Origin of the sequence: Mucilaginibacter sp. R-33 (assembly GCF_049949235.1) — a bacterium.
Taxonomy (GTDB): Bacteria; Bacteroidota; Bacteroidia; order Sphingobacteriales; family Sphingobacteriaceae; genus Mucilaginibacter.
In genome coordinates, this window is sequence record NZ_CP188089.1 from 1384933 (window position 1) to 1406254 (window position 21322).

Consider the following 21322-nt stretch of genomic DNA (forward strand, 5'->3'; position numbering starts at 1 on the left):
AAAATGAGCAACAAGATCACAGTTACCGCTACGGTAAATGCAGATGCTAAAAAAGCTTGGGATTATTACACCAATCCCGAACACATTACAAAATGGAACTTTGCAGATCCTTCATGGCAATGTCCTTCTGCATCAAATGATATGCGGGTAGGCGGAAAATACTCGGCAAGAATGGAAGCGAAAGACGGAAGCTTCGGTTTTGACTTTGAAGCTACTTATGACGAAATTGTTGATGGCGAAAAGTTTACCTATACTATGCCAAACGGCAGGCAGGCCTCTGTTGCTTTCAAAGCCAATGGCGATCAAACCGAAGTTGAGGTAGCTTTCGATCCTGAAGATCAAAATCCCCTTGAAATGCAAAAAAACGGCTGGCAGGCCATACTTAACAACTTTAAGAAATATACCGAAGAAAATTAACGTGCTCAGGAAAGTTGTCGTTAATGATAGTTTTACAAAAGCTGGATGGAAACATTCAGCTTTTGTGCTTTTTATTACATGTTAGTATTGTTACACTCATTAAGCTGTATATTTTATACATTGTACAGGTAAATCAATCATGTTATGTTGTTTAAGATCAAAGTGCTTTGTGTCGGCATTACATTATCGTTATGCTCTTTGCTTTCATTTGCGCAGCAAATAAATTATCCTCCTGTTGATAAGGTTGTTGCTGATTTTAAAAAACTGCTGGAAAGGCCTCGTGTTCCGTTAAGTCCATCTTTTACTATCACTCGTACAGATTCAGTTATTATAGAACACGGTTTTATCTATAGCGAAAAGAATGAGCGGGTACCTATCCTGATTTACAAACCTGTTGCCGGCACGAAATTATACCCCGCTGTAATTTTTTTGCACGGTACAGGCGGTAAAAAGGAGGACAACAAAAAGATGTTGTACCAATTGGTTAAAAGAGGGATCATGGGCGTAGCCATTGATGCCCGCTTTCATGGCGAACGCATTGCCGGAGGCGCACATGGCTCAAAAGAATACGTTGCTGCTGCCACCGCTGCCTGGGAAAATAAGGATAAAGCACATCAAGCCCATCCATTTTTGTTTGATACTGCTTTTGACCTTTGGCGGGTAACCGATTACCTGGCAAGCAGGCCTGATGTAGATACTAACCGCATCGGTATGGGCGGCATATCCATGGGAGGGATGGAAACGTGGCTTGCGGCATCAGTAGATAAGCGGATAAAAGTAATTGTGCTGGATATTGCAGTGCAGAGTTTCAAATGGTCGTTAGATAATGATAAATGGCAGGGGCGTGCAGGTACTATCCGGGAGGCGCATTTGCAGGCAGCTAAAGAACTTGGCGATTCGGTCTTAAACAGGCGTAATGTACAGGCTGTATGGGATAAACTGCTCCCTGATATCACCGGCGAGTTTGATTGCCCTTCGATGCTGCGATTGATAGCGCCCCGTGCGATGTTGATTGTAGGCACAGAAAACGATCCCAATTGCCCGCTTCCCGGAGCAAACATAGCTTACGCTTCGGCCATGCAAGTATATAGATCGAAAGGGGCAACCGATAAGATTATGCGCGATGTAACGCCAAAGCTATTCCATACATCTACGCCTGAACATTTTAAAATGACGTTGGATTGGTTTAGCAAATGGTTGTAATACAGCATTGTAATATTAAGGGAAGCCATTAAGTATTTCTAAGAAGCTGTTTAAAGAGTGATTTATTCATTGCCGTTGGCTTCAGCCAACGGTAAAATAGCCAATGAGGAGAGGGCTTTAGCCAAATTCAGATGGTATTTTGGCTAAAGCCCCTTAAATTTACGGCATTATTCCGTTGGCTGAAGCCAACGGCAATGAATTTTATTGAATAATTAATAAGTCGCTAATTTAAACGCAGCTAAGTCTTAAAAATAAAATTAACAAAAATTTGCTAAATCGATTTTATTATATAATTTGGTCGTGCAATAACCAATTAATAAATACCGGTCAATTTTAGTTCTGAAGGTTTATCTGTCATAAAAAACTTACGGTAAACGAAGCTTTCTATCCGGTACCACTATTATGAACATAACTACACTACCAGCCTTAAAAAAATGTTTAATAACCGTATTTGCCGCGGGTATGTTGTTTATTCCGGCAACAATGCTGAAAGCGCAAAATGCGGCTTCCTATGTTAATCCTTTTATAGGGGCCAGCACCAGTGCCGATGGAGCAGGGGTTTACCATGGCTTAGGTAAAACGTTTCCGGGCGCTGCCTCACCTTACGGGCTTGTACAGTTAAGCCCAAACACCATAACCGGAGGCGACAATGGCTCGGGCTATAGCTATGAACATACAAGTATTGAAGGCTTTGCCTTTACTCAAATGAGTGGCATTGGCTGGTATGGCGATCTGGGGAATTTTTTGGTAATGCCTACAGCGGGGCCAATTAAAACCAGTGCCGGTAAACCAGGCACTACAGGGGTTGGATATCGTTCTGCTTACGATAAAAGCACTGAAAAAGCATCAGCGGGCTATTACAGTGTTCTGCTAACTGATAATCATATCAAGGCCGAAGCCACTGCCGCCCCTCATAGCGGCATGTTGCGCTTTACCTTTTCACAAAATAAACAATCGCGTATCCAGATTGATCTGGCCCGGAGGGTAGGGGGAACCTCAACGCTGCAATATGTAAAAGTAGTTGATGACCACACTATTGAGGGCTTTATGAAATGCAGCCCAGACGGTGGCGGCTGGGGCAATGGTGATGGACATGCAGATTATACAGTGTATTTTTATGCACAATTCAGCAAGCCGCTTAAAAACTATGGCATCTGGAGTGCCAATATTCCAAGCGATTGGAGCCGTAAGCTGGACGACGTTACCGGCGATAAATACCAGGAACGCGTAGCTAATGCTGAGATCCTTAAAGGATTGAAGGAAAAGCAGGGAAAGCACCTTGGTTTTTATAGCGAATTTGCTACCAAAGCCGGTGAACAGGTATTGCTTAAATCAGGTATCTCATTTGTAAGCATAGCCGGTGCCAAAGCCAATTTACAAGCCGAAATAAAAGACTGGAATTTCGATGCTGTTCATCAGCATACCGTTAACCTGTGGAATAACGCCTTATCAAAAGTAAGTATCCAGGGTGGCACCACAGAGCAAAAAACGGTGTTTTATACAGCATTGTACCATACCATGATCGATCCCCGCATTGTAAGCGATGTTACAGGGCAATATATGGGCGGCGATGGCAAGGTGCATCATACTACAACATTTAAAAAACGCACCATATTTAGCGGGTGGGATGTTTTCAGGAGCCAGATGCCTTTACAAACTATTATTAATCCGTCGCTGGTTAATGACCTGGTTAATTCGCTGGTTACCCTTGCCAATGAAAAGAAGAAAGATTACCTGGAACGCTGGGAACTGTTGAATGCCTATAGCGGTTGTATGCTTGGCAACCCGGCTGTAGCTGTAATGGCCGATGCTTATGCCAAAGGCATCCGTAATTATAATATACCAGATGCCTATAAATTAGCGGTGAGCACTGTTGAAAAATTTGGCAATGGCGATAAGGGTTTTACTCCGGGTGGTGGCGGCATAAGCTATACGCTTGAATACGCCTATAACGATTGGTGCGTTGCACAGCTTGCAAAAGCGCTTAACAAAACACAAGACCTAAAAAAATACGACGAAAGGGGAGAAGCCTTTAAAAACATCTTTGACGCGGATAAAGGTTGGTTCCGGCCTAAGGATAGTACCGGCAACTGGCTTCCGTGGCCTGCAGAGGGACGCATTAAACAATGGTATGGCTGTATTGAGAGTAACCCTTATCAGCAGGGATGGTTTGTACCGCAGGATGTAAATGGTATGGCAAAACTAATGGGCGGCCGCGAAAGAGTGATAGCTGATTTGAACAATCTTTTTGAAAAAACGCCCGATAACATGATGTGGAACGATTACTACAATCATTCCAATGAGCCTGTACACCATGTTCCATTTTTATATAACAGGTTGGGCGCTCCATGGCTTACCCAGAAATGGACCCGTGAGATCTGCCGCCGGGCTTATAAAAACTCCGTAGAGGGTTTGGTGGGCAACGAAGATGTCGGGCAGATGTCGGCCTGGTATGTATTGGCAGCGAGTGGCTTGCATCCCGTTTGTCCCGGCGATACCAGGCAGGAGATCACCAGTCCGGTATTTAATAAAGTAACGTTAAAGCTTGATCCTAAATACGCAAAGGGTAAAACCTTTACCATCATCGCCAATAATAATTCGGCAAAAAATATTTATATACAGGGGGCAAAGCTTAACGGCAAAACCTATAATAAATGCTATATCGATTATAAGGATATTGCGGCAGGCGGCGCCCTTGAACTAAGTATGGGCGCAACACCAAATAAAAACTGGGGGATCTGATAATTTAGGATATACGGGAAGGAAAGATGAAAGGTGATTTTTTATATAGAATTGCTAAATCGATTTTATAAATTGAATGATTTTACAGCGCCGACCAAACATCAAACCAAATTATAAACCAAACCAAATTATGAAAACAAACCTGTTTACCTGTACCATAACGGCTATGGCCTTGCTGGCCTCGTGCAATAAACAAGCTGCCGTTAAGTACCCCAAACCTTTTGTACGCACAGATTCTGTACAACTAACCAGCGGATCGCCGGTAAGCTCATACGGAACCTTTTTCATCACCAACGTGTTAAGCGGTAAAGCTATTGAAATTAATAGCAGCGGTATGCTTAATGATGGCACTGGTGCGCAGCAAAACCAATACTCGGGCAGTGGTACGGCCACGGCTCCCAACCAAAAATGGATAATTGTACAACAGGGTAGCGGCGCTATAACCAGCACTACCAAATTTAAGATCATGAACGTAGCCAGCGGTAAATATCTAGAAGTACCCTTGGCCACCACGAATCCCGGTACAGGCCTATGGCAGGATAAAGCCAACACTAACAATGCCCAGCAATGGTATATTCAGGCAGTAAGTACCGGCGTTTATAAAATTATTAATGTGGGTAATGGGCTTGCGGTCACCAATCATGGATCATCTGCCACTAATGGTACGCCTATTACCCAGGAAGTATTTGTTGCCGGGAATACGGCGCAAACCTGGCTGCTTAACGGGCTTACAGCCGAGGCTTACCGCGACGATGATGTCGTGAACTTTTTTCACCGTACCAATGGCACCGTGGCTTTTGATGAGGGAAAAAGTATCCCGCTTACCTATGGGGCCAACAACGGAAAAGTGCTTTGGATAACCGAAGATGCCTATGAATCGTCACAGCTTCAAAGTAACGGACAGTTATATTGCCAGTTTTTTAAATATCATAATTCGGCCCTGCTGCAGCCGGCCAGTCACAGCTGGGATCAATCACTTACGCCAAATATCACTACCAATAATTCGCCGGTAAACAGCATGGAGATCATTGAAAGCCCGGGCGATCATAACTCAACCTATCGCTGGCCCGGCGCAGGAATTGAGGCCGGTAGCCACGTTTATCTTTACACATTTGAATCGGCCAACGGATCTACACCCGAAAATCAGGTGCTTTATGACTTAACTCAAAACACATCCGGACTTAACTGGGGCACAGCCGCGCGGTTAACACCTGCCGGTATGTCGGGCCAAACAGAAACCGGGTTTTCAAACGGGATGGTTAAAAACGCTACTAACGACTCGGTATATGTATATGGAAGCAAAAGCGTTTTCTTTAATACGTCCAATGTATTCCTGGCCCGCTTCCCGGTTAGTAATCCATCTAACTGGTCGTTCTGGACAGGCTCTTCATGGTCATCAACCCGTACAACCGCTGCGGCGGCAGCTATATCTGTAGGTGCGGGCAATACCACGCAGCAAAATGTGACCATATCAAAAGTGAATAATAAATATGTAATGATGCAAATGGACCTGGGCTATTTTTGTGATCCGGCGAGCCATAACATTTATATTTCAACGGCCGACAGTCCTAAGGGGCCTTTCACTGCGCCTAAAATGGTTTTCACCATCAATGATGTTTACCAGGGCCATTTGGCAAAGTACTATACCCCGGCCATTCACGCTGAGTTTATAAACGGGCATAACGAACTGCTTGTTACCTATTGCCTTAATTATAATGGTGATGGCGGCAGCTGCAGCACAACCACCTGCGTAAATAATAACCAGGATCCTAACTTTTACCAGGTAAAAGCAGTAAGGGTCCCGTACAGCCTGGTGGGTTTATAGTTTGAATTTATTTTTTGCTGAACATATTATAATTAACAGTTAATGAAAAAGTTGATTTTATTATTAGTACTGATAGCAGCCCGGGGAGCAGTAACTGCCCAAAACATAGCGCCATTTCGCGCGGGCGACCGGGTGGCTTTTGTTGGCAACAGCATTACAGATGGGGGCCATTACCACTCGTACATCTGGCTATATTATATGACCCGTTTCCCTAACATGCGGATAACCTGCTATAACGCCGGCATTGGCGGCGATGTTGTAGGGCAGATCAACGACCGTTTCGAAGATGATGTGTTCAGCAAAAAACCAAATGTGTTAACCCTTACCTGGGGCATGAACGACACCGGTTATTTTGAATGGTACCGTCCCGATGCACAGGATGTTATGGATAAAAGGATCCAGGGCTCATACGATAACTATGCACTGCTGGAAAACAAACTAAAGCAACACCCCGAGATCCGTAAAATTTTTATTCTTGGTTCGCCTTATGACGAAACCAGCAAGTTTACTACCAAAAACATCTATCCTAAAAAAAGTGCGGCTTTTTCAAAAGTGATCGATTTTCAGCAAGCAGCAGCGAAAAGAAATAACTGGGGTTATGTTGATTTCTACCATCCCATGACAGAGATCAATCTGCGTGAGCAAGCCAAAGATTCCACCTTCAGCTTAACGCCCAATGACAGGGTACATCCTGACAATGACGGTCACCTGGTGATGGCCTACCTTTTTCTAAAGGCACAGGGCTTCAGCAATAAAGTAGTGGCTGATGTGGCTGTTGACGCTAAAAGTAAAAAGACCATTAAGGCGGTGAATTGTAAAGTAACTAACGTGGTTTCTTCGGTAGATTCCGTATCGTTCAATTACCTCGCAAATTCATTGCCGTATCCCATTGATACTATTCCGCGTGGTTGGGGAAACCGAAAAAAACAAGCCGATGCGCTTAAGGTTGTGCCGTTTACCAAAGAAATGAACCGGGAGTTGCTTGCCGTTAAAGGGTTAAAAACAGCCAATTATGATGTCTTTATCGATGGAGAAAAAATGGGTAGCTGGTCGGCTGAGCAATTGGGCGCTGGTATCAACCTCGCCGAGATCACTATAACACCGCAATATCAGCAGGCCATCCAGATCAGGGAGCTGAACGAAGAGCGCTGGGACATTGAAAGGCGTATCCGCATGTATACTTGGATGCAGTTTGACTTTTTAAAAGGAAAAGGCTTGTTATTCCATGATACCAACGCCGCTATGGATACCATAAGCAAGTATGCCAAAAAAGACATTTTTGTTAACGGAAATAAAGATAATTATACCCGTGCCCGCTACAAAAGCCTGCGCGATGCCTGGCAAAAAGAAATGGATGTACTTACCGACCAGATCTATGCTATCAATAAACCGCAAAACCATCACATCACCATCATCGCCTCAAAATAAAATCACTATATACTGATGAATATTAAAAAGTTACTATCTATTCCATTGTTTATTGGCCTTGCGGTTTACAGTTTGAAAGCTGCCGCCGCAACGGTTGATACGGTGCTGACCCACAGTGCCATAATGAACAAAGACATTAAGGCGGTAGTGATCAAGCCGACCGATTACGCAAACACCAAAAAGTACCCGGTATTATACCTGCTGCATGGCTTTAGCGGCAATTACAGCGATTGGATTAAAAAAGTCCCTGCTGTTGCCGGTTTGGCCGATACTTATCATTTTATTATAGTTTGTGCCGACGGCGATTTTGCGGGCTGGTATTTTGATAGCCCAACCATTAAGGATTCGCAATACGAAACCTATGTAGGTACCGAACTGGTGAACTGGGTTGATAAGCATTATTCAACCATAACCGACCGAAAGGGGAGGGCCATAACCGGTTTGAGTATGGGCGGGCATGGCGCGTTGTATATAGCGTTTAAGCATTTAGATAAATTTGGTGCTGCCGGGAGCATGAGTGGCGCGGTTGATATCAGGCCTTTTCCGGATAGTTTCGGCATCGAACGCGTATTGGGTAAATACAGCGAACACCCCGACAGGTGGGAACAAAACAGCGTGGTAAACCTCATTTACCTGTTAAAACCCAACTCACTTGCTATTACTTTTGATGTTGGTTATGATGATTTCCTTTACCAGGCTAACCAGGAACTGCACGAAAAGTTGCTTGAACGTAAAGTCCCCCATGATTATACTGTAAGGCCGGGAGGCCATACCTGGGAATTTTGGGGCAATTCCATCAACTACCAGGCACTGTTTTTTAGTCGTTTTTTTGAAGGAATAAAATAGATAGCGCTTTTATAATAATAATTACAACATTTTCAACCGATTGCAAATGTTGTAATTGTTAAAATTATGGTGTAGAAATTGTGATTTTAAAAATTATAAAAAAATAGTATGAAAAATTTGCTAAATCGTTTTTATAAACTATATTAGTATCAGATTTTAACATCTGAATTATAAACCAATTAACAAACAGCTTTTAAAACGTTTGCTCCGCGGGTTAAAAATGTGAAATTGCTAAAACGATTTTATGTTTTCTCTGGGGAAGCATGATGTTAACTAACCCTATAGTATGAAAAAACTTTACTTCAAGGTTCTTGCTTATTCGGTTTTCGGGGGCTTCCTTGTTTTTACTTCATGTAAAAAGGAAGGTTTCCTGGGGCAAACACAAACATCAAACCTAACCGGGGAGACAGTGTTTACCGATAGTGCCAATACCGTATCGTTTTTAGCCGGCATTTACAGCAATGTTGGTTTTAGTGCGGCGGCAGGAAGGTTTACCTACGGGCCAATACTTTCGCCTACGCCTAACGGCGGTATCGACGCTGCCTCCGACGAAGCGGAAGTATCGGCATCTGCCGGATCAACAGCCCTGGCATTTGAAACAGGCACCATCAATGCCGCCGTGGTTACCGATGATGCATATAAAACCTGTTATACCAATATCCGGTCGGTAAACCAGTTGCTTAAAAATTTGCCTAAGGCACCCATCAATAATTTCGTCAAAACACAAATGAAAGCCGAGGCGCGGTTTTTACGGGCCTGGTATTATGCGATATTACTGAAACATTACGGCGGTGTGCATTTACTTGGCGATAGTGTTTACACGTATACGGATAAGATCCCAGCTGCCCGAAATACCTATGCCGATTGCGTGAATTATATCCTTGCCGAGTGTGACGCGGCAGCGCAGGACCTGCCGACTGCGCAATCGGGGGTAAATTATGGAAGGGCATCAAAAGGGGCTTGCCTCGCTTTAAAATCGAGGGTGCTGCTTTATGCCGCAAGCCCTTTGTTCAATGGGCAATCTATTGGTGAGGGTAAAACGCTTGAATTGGTGGGATACCCGGCTTACGATAAAGAGCGCTGGAGACTTGCCGAACAAGCGGCTGCTGCCGTTATCTCAACTGGCGTTTATAGCCTCAACGTTGACAATGCCACCGCCCCGGGTTTTGGCTTTCAAAAGCTGTTTACCAAGCGTGTAAATACCGAATATATTTTTCAGTTGATGCGCCCGACCGGCAACGTGGATTTAGAGAATTTATGGCAACCACCAACCCGTACGGGCAAAAACGGTGCTTTCCCCCTACAGGGATTGGTTGATGCTTTCCCGATGAGCAACGGTAAAAGTATAACAGACCCTACATCAAACTATAATCCGAATAATCCATATGCTAACCGCGATCCGCGTTTGGATTATAGCATCATCCATGACCAAACGCCATTGCAAATCAGGCTTTCGTCGGGTACCTCACCCATAAATATTTTTGTTGGCAAATACAACGGAAATACAACAGGGCCTGATGCCGTACATGTTGGCACTACCACCGGATACTATACCAATAAAATGCTTGACCCGGCTGCCGTGGCCAACGATTTTATGCACCGGACAGATCGTTGCCTGCCATTGATCCGCTATGCCGAAATCTTGCTGAACTATGCCGAAGCTGCTAATGAATATGAAGGGCCAACCGCATTAGTTTATTCGGCAGTTGAGGCTATCCGTCAAAGGGCGGGCTTAAACCCATACCAGTTGCCCGCGGGTTTGAGCCAGGCTGATATGCGTACAGCCATTCAAAATGAACGCCGTATTGAGCTGGCTTTTGAAGAGCACCGCTTTTGGGATGTGCGCCGCTGGAAAATTGCCGACCAAACTGACAACATCACTACCAAAGGCATGGAAGTTGACCGCGATGGTGCTGCGGTGGCTTACAAACAATTTGATGTGCGCAAACGCAATTTCCGTAAAGCGATGTACCTGTGGCCTTTCCCGCAAAGCGAGGTAGCCAAATCGCCCGAACTGATCCAGAACCCGGGCTATTAATCACCGACAGTATAATAGTATTGATATGAAATATAATTACAAAGCAAAATGGTTTTACATGCTGATAGTTGTCTTCATGATGGCGGCATCATCATGTAAAACCGAAAAGATAGTTCCCGGAAGCGAGGCCCCCAAAGATATCGCCGGCAACTGGCGGGTGATCAAAGCTACCCGTAATGGCACCGATTTAACCTCCATTATTGATTTTAGCCAGTTCAGGATCAGCTTTACCGATAAGGGATACACACTGGTAAATAAGCTGCCCTTCCTGGTAAGCAAGGATGGTGCTTTTGCACTTGATGATCCGCAGTATCCGTTTAAGATCACCTTTACTGCTACAGGCGATAAGCCGGTTTCAACAGCTTTTACTTATCCTATAGTAAACGGCAAAAGGCAGCTTAGCATAACATTCAGTCCGGGCTGTACCAATAATACTTATGTGTACGTGCTTGAAAAAGCCAATTGATAAACTAAAAGCAACCAATAAATTATGAGATCATATTTACATATAAAAGGTAAAAATTTATGGAAGCTGTGTGCTTTGGTGGTGCTGGGTATTGCTTTAGCCTGCTGCGGCGAACAAATTACCAGCGTCGATCAGCCGGCAACAGCTACCGTAGGCTCAGTTGTTCCGATAACGGTACACTGTGATATTCCTACCGTGGGAGATGGAGGCCCCGACTACCTCATTTTTGGTTTTTTGGTGCCTAAAGGCTGGAAGGCGGCGCAGAATACCACTATAACTTACACCAGCAAACAAGGTAATGGAACCATGTCCCTGATACCCGACGGTACTTTACCTAAAAAGGGCGACGGCCTTACCTGGTCGGCATACATGAAAAAAACTTTCGGTAACGGTGGTAACCTTATTGATGATATGGAATGGGTGGCTTACCAAACTGATAAAGCCTACAGCCATACCGGTGGGGTAGAGTTTATTGTCGACCTGAATATCAAAACAAAAGTAGGCACCGATAATAATAACATGTTGGTTAAACTGGGCTATACCATAACCGACAGCGGTAACGGTTTTACCAGCGATGGCAATGGTACTTATTACAGTGTGCTGCTTGGTAATACCTGTTTTGAAGTAACCGGCGGCAGCGGTGACCTGGTTGACTTTTGTAACCCGCAACTTACCACTATCGATCCGCCAAAATCATTGGATAACGATTTTGTAACCCTGACTTTTGATGGTACAGTTACCGATACACAGTTAAGCGGCGCAAGTGAAGTTTACCTGTGCGCAAAGGCCTACACCAGCGATGGCAAAACCATAAACGTTTGTGAGCAAACCTCTAAAACATTATTGAAACAAACTACTGCCACCAGTAAAAAGTACCAGCTTACGTTTTGGCCGAGATCATTCTTTAATGCAGGGGATACGCAAACCATCACAAGAATGGAGTACTTCCTTACCGATAAAACGGGCAAGGTAAAGGTAGGCTATGGTAATACTGATGCCCCGTTCACCTATACATTTAAATGCGGTTGATCTGTAGATGAAATAAACGAGCAGATGCACCTAATTGTACAGGATCTGCTAAAACGATATTTAAACCTTTTGCCAACAATTTTAAACCTGAAAAATATGGCTTATTGCTACATAAATAAATGTTTAACAGGCATCACGCTGTTGATGCTGCTACTGGTTAAAACCAGCTATGCAGCCATGCAGCAGGATACAGCTTCCGTGGCGCCTGCACGGCCCGGTCAGGTAAGCGGTATTGTACTTGATGAGTATGGTAACCCACTACAGGGTGTTAAAGTAATTAATAAAGGAAAAAATAGTACCCTAACTACCGGTAAAGACGGCATGTTCGCCATCAACGCCATAAAGGGAGATGCGCTGGTATTTACCGCCGCGAATTATAACGCCCGGCAAGTTACTGTTAAAAACACTGCTAAATTAACGGTGAGGCTCATAGATACCTATATTCAGGCACCTAAAACCATTAATGTGCTTTATGATACCATCAGCACATCAAAAAATGTGGGTGCCATATCAACTATCTATACCAATCAGCTTACCAGCACACCAGCAACTTTGTATACCTATGCTTTACCCGGGCAACTCCCCGGTTTATATACCCAGCAGTATAGCGGTTTCGCCGCACCTCAAACCGGTGTGCAGACTGTAAATGATTTTATCGGGGCGGTAGTGCAGCACAATAATTATTCGGCCAATGACAATACCGAGTTCGGCCTTTCATTAAGAGGGCAGGGGCCGATAACGATTATCGATGGTGTTCAGCGTGAGATAGCGTCGCTTGATCCGGAAAGTATCGAATCGGTTTCGGTATTAAAGGATGCGCTTTCAAATATGATGCTGGGCATCAACAGTTCGCGCGGTACTTTACTTATTACTACCAAACGCGGTCAGGTGGGTACGCCGCATATTTCATTCACTGCACAAACAGGCACCCAGCAGCCTTTAGGCTTGCCAAACCCGCTGCCTGCTTATCAATATGCGTATTTATATAATGAAGCGTTACAAAACGATGGTAAGCCGGCCCTTTACAGCAGTGCCGATTTTAACGCCTACCGCAACCACACCGACCCTTTAAGACATCCGGATGTTAACTGGTTTAAAACCATATTGCGCGATAATTCGCCGATGACCAGCTACAAGCTTAATGTTAACGGCGGTACCCAGGTAGCGCGGTACAGCGTGTCATTAAACTACCTTGACCAGGCCGGGATGTTCCGCACCACATCAGCTGTACCCTACAATACCAATAATGATCTTAACCGCTATATCATTAACTCCGATCTCGCAGTTAACGTAACCAAAAAATTTACTGTCGATCTTCAGTTATTCGGCCGTATCCAGCAAAGCACGCAGCCAGGGGCAGGGTATGGAAACATATTGGGCGCTCTTTACAGCACGCCAAACAATGCATATCCGCTTTATAATCCAAATAACACATTTGGCGGTACAACAACATATACCAACAACCTGCTTTCGCAAACCGAGTTTTCAGGTTATCAGCGCACCAGCAGCAATGATGTACTGGCCAACCTCGATCTGAATTATAACCTCAGCAGCATAACACCAGGCTTGTCGGCAAAGGCAAAAGGCAACCTTGCTTTTTCATCGCAAAGTTTTTTAAATCGCTCATTGCAAAATAATGCCTATTCTTTTAACGCCGACAGTTCTTATTCGGCAGTGGGCTCATCAGTTGCGCAAAACAATTCGTTCAGTACGGTTTCAAGCGCCCGCTACTCGTTTGCCCAGGCATCAGTTAATTACGACAGGACTTTTGGTAAAAGCAATATAACCGGTATGGCACTGTATGATGTACGCTCGGTTGTATTAAACTATGACCTTTCGCAGGTAACAACAAACCGTGCATTAAAAGCGGGTTATAATTATGACGGTAAATACTTTATTGAAGCGGCTGTCAACAGTAGCGGTTATAACCGTTATCCTCCGGGCAATCAATATGGCTTGTTTTACGCCGGCGGTATTGGCTGGCAAATGGGTAAAGAGGATTTTATTAAAGATAATTTCAGCTGGATAAACTTATGGAAGTGGCGCGCCACCTATGGTAAAACCGGAAACAACAACGTAGATAATTACGGGTACTATAACTTTTTACAAACCTACGGCCCTTCGCAGGGCTATTCATACAGCACAGGTACCAGCAAAAGCCCGGTACAGGGTTATTTTGAAAACACATTGGCCAATCCATACATCCGTTGGGAAAAAGCCCGCAAGCTGGATATAGGGGCCGATATCTCCCTGTTTAATAATCATTTCAATATTACTGCCGATTATTACCACGACAGGTATTACGATCTGTTGCAGGTTAGAGGAAACAGTATTGCTTTGTTGGGTACCTCATATCCTTATGAAAATTTAGGTATTAATCTTTACAAAGGCGCTGAACTTACTTTAACTTATCAAAATCACATCCAAAATTTCAATTACTTCATTTCGGGTAATGCCTCTATCCAATCGTCTAAAATTATTTTTAGCGACGAAGAGCCATATCCTTACCCATGGCTCAGGCACACCGGTCGCTCCACCAACGCTATTTATGGTTACACGGCTATCGGTTATTTCAAGGATGCCCAGGATGCTGCCACCAGTGCAACAACTACCGGTTACACCGCGCAGGCAGGAGATGTAAAATACAAAGACCTTAACGGCGATCATATTATCAACCAGTTTGATGTTTCGGCTATAGGCGGTAACCGGCCGCTGGTTTATTATGGCTTTTCAGCGGGTTTCAATTACAAAGGTTTTAGCCTGAGTTTCCTGTTACAGGGCGTAGCGAACCGAGAGCTGATGTTCAATAACTCGCAGGTGAACGGCTTTGCAGGTGTGGGGTTCCTCGGGCTTACCTACAGCGGGCAGGCGTACGAAACCATTTTAGGCCGGTGGACACCCGAAACCGCTGCTACGGCTACTGCGCCAAGGTTATCAATAGGTAACGCCAATAATACCGCCAACTCAACCTTGTACCTGCGCAAAGGCAATTATGTAAGGCTAAAAAATGCCGAAGTAGGTTACAATCTGCCTTATGAGTGGGCACATAAGCTCAGGCTATCGGGCTTGCGACTGTTTGTGAACGGCGAAAACCTGTATACACTGTATGGCTACAAAGATTTTGATCCGGAGGTATACGGTACTGCTTACCCCATTCAAAGGGTAATAAATGCCGGCGTTAACATTAAGCTTTGATTTTGGCCATCATAAAAATATTACGATCATGAAGAGTTTCAACAAAATAATTTTAGCGGCCGCCGGCATCTTAACCATAATGGCCGGCTGTAAAAAATATGAGCAGTTCCCGGTTGATAAGGTGACTATCAATTACGTGTTTGACAAAAAGGACTCCTTAGGCACCAATGCCCAAATGTTCCTGTATGGGATTTATGCAACGCTCCAAAACGGGCACAACAGGGTAGGGAACGACTACCTTGACGCGGCCAGTGATGATGCCATGTCATCGGCTTCGGTATCATCAAATGTAGTAACCATACTTTCAACAGCATCTTATAATTCATATACTATCCCCGCAGGTGAAAACCTTTGGGCTTATTATTACGCAGGCATCCGCAAGGCAAATGAGTTTGTGAACAATATTGATGTAGTGCCGGTACTTGCACAATACCATGGTTACTCCATGAAATATGTATGGAAAAGCGAGGCACGTTTTTTAAGGGCGCTATATTACTTTGAACTGGTTAAACGTTACGGTGGCGTTCCCTTATTGGGCAACAAGGTGTTTACTATAACAGATAATGTAGCCTTGCCCCGTAATTCCTTTGCCGATTGTATCAAGTATATTGTAAGCGAATGCGATGCCATTAAGGATACCCTGATGAGCGCGCCGCTAAGCAACCCTAATGCTGATTACCACCGCCCTACCAAAGGCGCCGCCATGGCTTTAAAGGCCAAAGTACTGCTATATGCGGCAAGCCCATTATTTAACGGGCAGAATATCGATGCCTCAAATCCACTAACCGGTTATACCGATTTTAGCGCCGACAGGTGGGCACAGGCCGCTGCTGCAGAAAAAGCGGTAATGGACCTGAATGTTTATTCGTTATTGCCCAGCTTTAAAGATGTATTTCTGACTCAAAACAGCTCTGAAAATATATTTATCCGCCAAACAGATAATTCATCCTCGATAGAAACCACTAATGGTCCGATAGGCTTTACCGGGGCGGTAGGCAAGGGGCAAACCAGTCCGACACAACAATTGGTTGATGCCTTCCCTATGAAAAACGGTTTGGCTATTACTGATCCGGCATCAGGTTATAATCCGGATAACCCTTACCAGACCCGCGACCCGCGCTTAACCTATACCGTGCTCTGTAATGGGGCAAGATGGCTTAACTCAGATCTGCAATTGTACGAAGGCGGGGCCAGCAAACCCAACGGCTCATTACAACAAACCAAAACAGGCTATTACATGCGCAAGTTCATGGGCAATTTTGAAAACACCAATGCCTACGCTGCTCATGTCATAGACTGGCAGATCCTGCGCTATGCTGATGTGGTTTTAGGCTATGCCGAATCACTCAATGAATCGGCCGGAGCAACTCCCGAGGTTTATAATGCTGTTATCAGCATCAGGAGAAGGGCAGGGATAGATGCGGGCACCGGCAATTACGGACTTAAAGCCGGTATGAGCAAAGCGGAGATGCGCGCCATCATCCAAAATGAGCGGCGCCTGGAAATGGCTTTTGAAGAGAACCGCTACTGGGACATCCGCCGCTGGAAAATTGCTGAAACGGTAATGAACCAGCCGCAAAAAGGGATCAGCATTGTGAAGATAGGCTCCAGCCTTACCTATAACGTGGTGAATGCGCTCACTACCAAATTCGAAGCGCCTAAGATGTACCTGTACCCGATACCTTATGACGAGGTTTTGAAGAACCCGAATATGAAACAAAATCCAGGATGGTAATCTCAAAACTTCAGCCAGTTAAACCAAAAAAATTAAGCTTTATGAGAAAAATAATACTTCTCTTCCAGATATTAATGATCCTGCTCCCGGCGGTGTCATTTGCGCAAAGCAGGACCGTAACAGGTACTGTACGCGATATTACCGGGGTATTGCCAGGGGTATCGGTAATTGAAAAAGGTGTTCCTAATAACGGTGCTATTACAGATCAGGGTGGTAAGTTCAGGCTTGTTCTTAAAGGGCAGTCAAATACCATCATTGTGCGTTTCATCGGTTATATCCCGCGTGAGCTCCGTGTATCTGAATCGGGCAGGATGGATATTATCCTGCAAACCAATACCAACGGCTTGGATGAAGTAGCCGTAGTAGCTTACGGAACCAAAAAAAGGATCACTAATACCGGTGCTGTGAGTTCCATTTCGGCCAGTGAGATCCGCACCGTGCCAACGGCCAACGTGCAAAATGCTTTAACCGGTAAATTGCCGGGCTTTTTTTCGCAGCAGGGTTCGGGTCAGCCGGGTAAGGATGCTTCAGATTTTTATATCCGCGGGGTAAGCTCGTTAAACCCATCGGGTAACCAGCCGCTCATTATTGTAGATGACATCGAGTACAGCTATGATCAGCTGCAGCAGATCAATGTGAATGAGATAGAGAGCATCTCGATTCTGAAGGATGCATCAACTACCGCCATTTACGGTATTAAAGGCGCTAATGGCGTATTAGTGGTAACAACCCGTCGTGGCAAAGCCGGCACACCTAAAGTGAACCTGCGTGTTGAAAGCGGAATCCAGCAGCCTACTAAAACGCCGCAGTTTTTAGATTCATATAATACAGCGATATTGATTAATGAGGCCCAGCATAATGACGGCATCCCGCTTAGCTTTACCCAGCAGGACCTTGATCTGTTTAAAAATGGATCCGATCCATACGGTCACCCCAATGTTGATTGGTATAACAAGATCTTCAAGAAATACACCTATCAAACCAATGCCAACCTGGATATTTCGGGTGGTACAACCGGGGTGAAATATTTCATCTCGGGTGGCGCGCTAAACCAGAATGGCCTGGTACGTGATTTTGCCGATCCGCAAAGTTTGGTGAATACTAACTATTACTTTAAGCGTTACAACTTTCGTTCAAACCTCGATCTGAAAGCCAATAAAACGCTTGATCTGCGATTGGATATTACCACCCGTTTCTCTGATTTGAACCAACCTTATAACCAGAACGCCGTGAGCGAGGTATATAATTTTACCAAGGAAACGCCTTTTACGGCGCCATATCTTAATCCTAACGGAAGTTATTCATACGCCTATTCGTCGTTTAATCCCGATCACCTGCCAACGCTTAACGCGAGGCTGGCAACAGGAGGCTATCAACACTCCCGCCGTACCGATTTTAACGTACTTTTTGGTGCTACGCAAAGGCTCGATGCTTTAACCAATGGCCTTTCGGTAACGGGCAGGGTGGCTTATTCAAGCATTGAACAATTTACCAAGCAAATTTTTAACGGTGGTATCCCTGCCTATCATTATGATCCGGCTACTAATCAATATTCTTTAAGGCCGGGTGCTACTTATGTGTACCAAACTTATGCGTTAACGGGCAGCACCGATATCAATACCAATAACTACAACCTGCAGCTTTATGCCAACTACGACAGGACATTCCGTGGTTCGCACCATTTTTCGGGATTGTTGTTGTTCAATCAAACTTCGCAAACGTATTTCACCTACCCGCTGCTTGACGGCGCGCAAGTTGGTGTACCGCAGAAGTTCCGCGGTATATCGGGCAAGGTGGGATATGACTTTAAACAGAAATTTCTGTTCGACTTTAACGTAGCCTATAACGGCACCGACCGCTTTGCCGCTAATCATCGCTTTGGGATTTTTCCGGCTGTGAGCTTTGGTTATAACATCGCTAAAGAGTCGTTCTTTGAAAAGGCTCTCCCTATGTTCAGTCTTTTGAAAATAAGGGGCAGTTATGGTTTGGTTGGTTCGGATGCAGCACCGGGTAACCGTTATGTATATAACCAGGTTTACAATCAGGGCGGTGGTTACAATTTTGGCGAAACAGCTCAAAATTACAACACTATATATGAAGGTTCTTTGGGCAATCCGAACGTAGTTTGGGAACGTGCCAAAAAGATCGACATAGGCCTGGATGCCAACTTGTTTAATGATAAAATATCCATCACAGCCGATTATTTCCACGATATCCGTTACAATCAGCTGATTACACCGGGGAGTATACCGGAGATTTTGGGTGTTGGTTTGCCTGCCGTAAACATCGGTAAAACCCGTAACCAGGGCCTTGACGGGCAGATCAGCTATCATAGCACGCTTGGCAAAGTACAATACAACGTTGGTTTCGTGTTCTCGTACGCTAAAAACAAGATCCTATATGAAGATGAGGCTACCCCGGCATATCCATGGCTGGCGCAAACCGGTCATTCAATCGGGCAGCAATATGGTTTTCACTTTTTGGGATACTATACTGCTGCCGATATTGCCGCCATCAATTCGGGAAGTAAATCGGTACCCGTACCTGATAACGGTATCCCACTACAGCCCGGCGATCTGAAATACCAGGACCTGAACGGTGACGGCATTATTAACGTTTTTGACAAAAGGCCGATAGGAAACCCAAATCTGCCAAATACCATACTCGGCCTTTCATTGCAGGCAGTTTACAAAGGTTTTAGTGTAAGTGTGCTTTTGCAGGGATCGTTTAACTACAGTTTCGCGGTGATTGGTACCGGTATCGAACCATTTCAAAGCCAGTTTCAACCTATACACCAGGAACGCTGGACACCCGAAAACCCGGTTAATGCCGCCTTCCCAAGGTTAACTACCAATCCAACTTCGGTAAACAGCCCTACGGCTTATTTTTCTGATTACTGGTTATTAAACGCGCATTACGTGCGGTTAAAAACGGTTGATATCGGTTATCAATTGCCAACCAAGCTGTTACCATTTAAGATTAACAACGCCCGCATTTATATGAGCGCATATAACCTGCTCACTTTTGATAACTACAAAAAATATCAGCAGGACCCGGAAATTGCTACCAATACCGCGGGTGATGCGTACATTAACCAGCGGGTGATTAACCTGGGCATCCAGGCCGGGTTTTAAAAACCAATAGATAAACCAAAAGGAGCTGGCACTGCGGTGCCGGCTTCCTTTTTTGATTTGGCAGATAAACTTTAAATTAGGATATGTTTCCAACCATCGGCGATCTGATATATTATCTCTTCCATATTAGGATTGGATTTCCTATCCAAACGCTTGGTTTTTTTATAGCACTTGCCTTTCTATTTGCCTACATAGTGTTTACTTCAGAATTTAAAAGATATGAAGCCATTGGAAAGATCAGTGCATTTAAGCGGAAGGTAATCATCGGAAAACCCGCTTCGGCAGCTGAAATGATCATTAATTTTTTGCCCGGTTTTTTATTTGGCTTTAAATTTTTTGGAGCCGTTTTTAACTACCAGGTTTTTGCTGCAAACCCGCGGGCGTATATCCTTTCATTGCAGGGAAATTTAACAGCCGGCGTACTTATTGGAGGTGCATTTGCCTTCTGGATTTACCGCGATCGAAAGAAATTTGCATTGCCTAAACCGCAAACAACTGAATATACTGTACACCCTTATCTATTAATGGGGCTGATTGTTTTCAGTGTTGGATTTTTTGGTTTCATTGGCGCCAAGCTTTTTGATATCGTTGAGCATTTTGGCAGGTTGAGATATGATCCGCTGGGTACTATATTTTCGGCCAATGGGTTTGCTTATTACGGCGGCCTGATCTTTGGCGCATTGACTTATTTGTATATCGGCCACCGGCATAACATGAAACTGGTGCACCTTGCCGATATCGGTTCGCCGGGCATGATGCTGGCGTATGGCATTGGCCGTATTGGTTGCCAACTGGCGGGTGATGGTGATTGGGGTAAGGTTAACCCACATCTAAAACCCGGTTTTTTAAGCTGGCTGCCCGATTGGATGTGGGCGTTCAATTATCCGCATAATGCTATCAATGCCGGTACACTGCTACCCGGTTGCCTGGGTAACTATTGCAATCAACTGGCTAACCCGGTATACCCCACGCCGTTTTATGAGGCCGCACTTTGCATTGGTATGTTTTTGCTGATGTGGGTTTTTCGTAAACGGATAGTTACACCCGGTTTTATGTTTTTCCTGTACCTTGTGTTAAACGGTACCGAGCGTTTTTTGATAGAGAAGATCCGAATAAACACGGTTTATCATTTTTTAGGTTTACCATTTACCCAGGCCGGCTTCATCGGTTTTTTAATGCTGATGGGAGGATTAACCGGCTTTATTGCGCTGTTTGTTAAACACAAAAGCCATCATCATAAACATTTACCAGTATAAATATTATT

General features: G+C 44.6%; 13 protein-coding genes. All 13 read left to right on the forward strand.

Features of this window, described 5'->3' with window-relative positions:
* Nucleotides 1-3: 3 nt before the first annotated feature.
* The 13 genes from ACP26M_RS06030 (at nucleotide 4) to ACP26M_RS06090 (ending at nucleotide 21314) form a co-directional block, all read left to right on the forward strand.
* Nucleotides 4-417, forward strand: a complete 414-nt coding sequence (locus ACP26M_RS06030) for an SRPBCC family protein (RefSeq protein ID WP_426587055.1) — start codon at nucleotides 4-6, stop codon at nucleotides 415-417.
* A 144-nt stretch (nucleotides 418-561) separates the two neighbouring features.
* The gene (locus tag ACP26M_RS06035; RefSeq protein ID WP_426587057.1) at nucleotides 562-1620 is read left to right on the forward strand and encodes an alpha/beta hydrolase family protein; all 1059 of its coding nucleotides are present in this window, start codon (nucleotides 562-564) and stop codon (nucleotides 1618-1620) included.
* A gap of 402 nt (nucleotides 1621-2022) precedes the next feature.
* Nucleotides 2023-4362, forward strand: a complete 2340-nt coding sequence (locus ACP26M_RS06040) for a GH92 family glycosyl hydrolase (protein ID WP_426587059.1) — start codon at nucleotides 2023-2025, stop codon at nucleotides 4360-4362.
* A 130-nt stretch (nucleotides 4363-4492) separates the two neighbouring features.
* The gene (locus tag ACP26M_RS06045) at nucleotides 4493-6187 is read left to right on the forward strand and encodes an RICIN domain-containing protein (protein ID WP_426587061.1); all 1695 of its coding nucleotides are present in this window, start codon (nucleotides 4493-4495) and stop codon (nucleotides 6185-6187) included.
* Nucleotides 6188-6229: 42 nt separating this feature from the next.
* The gene (locus ACP26M_RS06050) at nucleotides 6230-7615 is read left to right on the forward strand and encodes an SGNH/GDSL hydrolase family protein (protein WP_426587063.1); all 1386 of its coding nucleotides are present in this window, start codon (nucleotides 6230-6232) and stop codon (nucleotides 7613-7615) included.
* 15 nt (nucleotides 7616-7630) lie between these two features.
* Nucleotides 7631-8461, forward strand: a complete 831-nt coding sequence (locus ACP26M_RS06055) for an alpha/beta hydrolase (RefSeq protein WP_426587065.1) — start codon at nucleotides 7631-7633, stop codon at nucleotides 8459-8461.
* Between the two features lie 286 nt (nucleotides 8462-8747).
* Complete coding sequence (locus ACP26M_RS06060) at nucleotides 8748-10499, forward strand: RagB/SusD family nutrient uptake outer membrane protein (RefSeq protein ID WP_426587067.1); 1752 nt, start codon at nucleotides 8748-8750, stop codon at nucleotides 10497-10499.
* Nucleotides 10500-10524: 25 nt separating this feature from the next.
* The gene (locus ACP26M_RS06065; RefSeq protein WP_354483650.1) at nucleotides 10525-10965 is read left to right on the forward strand and encodes a DUF5004 domain-containing protein; all 441 of its coding nucleotides are present in this window, start codon (nucleotides 10525-10527) and stop codon (nucleotides 10963-10965) included.
* A gap of 24 nt (nucleotides 10966-10989) precedes the next feature.
* A complete protein-coding gene (locus ACP26M_RS06070) occupies nucleotides 10990-11994 on the forward strand; it encodes a DUF4961 domain-containing protein (RefSeq protein ID WP_426587070.1) in 1005 nt (334 codons plus the stop codon).
* 96 nt (nucleotides 11995-12090) lie between these two features.
* On the forward strand, nucleotides 12091-15189 hold the full coding sequence (locus ACP26M_RS06075) for a SusC/RagA family TonB-linked outer membrane protein (RefSeq protein ID WP_426587072.1): 3099 nt from the start codon (nucleotides 12091-12093) through the stop codon (nucleotides 15187-15189).
* A gap of 28 nt (nucleotides 15190-15217) precedes the next feature.
* The gene (locus tag ACP26M_RS06080; protein ID WP_426587074.1) at nucleotides 15218-16924 is read left to right on the forward strand and encodes a RagB/SusD family nutrient uptake outer membrane protein; all 1707 of its coding nucleotides are present in this window, start codon (nucleotides 15218-15220) and stop codon (nucleotides 16922-16924) included.
* Nucleotides 16925-16965: 41 nt separating this feature from the next.
* Nucleotides 16966-20058, forward strand: a complete 3093-nt coding sequence (locus ACP26M_RS06085; protein ID WP_426587076.1) for a SusC/RagA family TonB-linked outer membrane protein — start codon at nucleotides 16966-16968, stop codon at nucleotides 20056-20058.
* Nucleotides 20059-20141: 83 nt separating this feature from the next.
* The gene (locus ACP26M_RS06090) at nucleotides 20142-21314 is read left to right on the forward strand and encodes a prolipoprotein diacylglyceryl transferase (RefSeq protein WP_426587078.1); all 1173 of its coding nucleotides are present in this window, start codon (nucleotides 20142-20144) and stop codon (nucleotides 21312-21314) included.
* The last annotated feature ends 8 nt before the right edge of the window (nucleotides 21315-21322 follow it).

Coding starts and splice junctions, on each gene's coding strand:
- ACP26M_RS06030 (WP_426587055.1), top strand. CDS start 4: ATGAGCAACAAGATCACAGTTACCGCTACGGTAAATGCAGATGCTAAA.
- ACP26M_RS06035 (WP_426587057.1), top strand. CDS start 562: ATGTTGTTTAAGATCAAAGTGCTTTGTGTCGGCATTACATTATCGTTA.
- ACP26M_RS06040 (WP_426587059.1), top strand. CDS start 2,023: ATGAACATAACTACACTACCAGCCTTAAAAAAATGTTTAATAACCGTA.
- ACP26M_RS06045 (WP_426587061.1), top strand. CDS start 4,493: ATGAAAACAAACCTGTTTACCTGTACCATAACGGCTATGGCCTTGCTG.
- ACP26M_RS06050 (WP_426587063.1), top strand. CDS start 6,230: ATGAAAAAGTTGATTTTATTATTAGTACTGATAGCAGCCCGGGGAGCA.
- ACP26M_RS06055 (WP_426587065.1), top strand. CDS start 7,631: ATGAATATTAAAAAGTTACTATCTATTCCATTGTTTATTGGCCTTGCG.
- ACP26M_RS06060 (WP_426587067.1), top strand. CDS start 8,748: ATGAAAAAACTTTACTTCAAGGTTCTTGCTTATTCGGTTTTCGGGGGC.
- ACP26M_RS06065 (WP_354483650.1), top strand. CDS start 10,525: ATGAAATATAATTACAAAGCAAAATGGTTTTACATGCTGATAGTTGTC.
- ACP26M_RS06070 (WP_426587070.1), top strand. CDS start 10,990: ATGAGATCATATTTACATATAAAAGGTAAAAATTTATGGAAGCTGTGT.
- ACP26M_RS06075 (WP_426587072.1), top strand. CDS start 12,091: ATGGCTTATTGCTACATAAATAAATGTTTAACAGGCATCACGCTGTTG.
- ACP26M_RS06080 (WP_426587074.1), top strand. CDS start 15,218: ATGAAGAGTTTCAACAAAATAATTTTAGCGGCCGCCGGCATCTTAACC.
- ACP26M_RS06085 (WP_426587076.1), top strand. CDS start 16,966: ATGAGAAAAATAATACTTCTCTTCCAGATATTAATGATCCTGCTCCCG.
- ACP26M_RS06090 (WP_426587078.1), top strand. CDS start 20,142: ATGTTTCCAACCATCGGCGATCTGATATATTATCTCTTCCATATTAGG.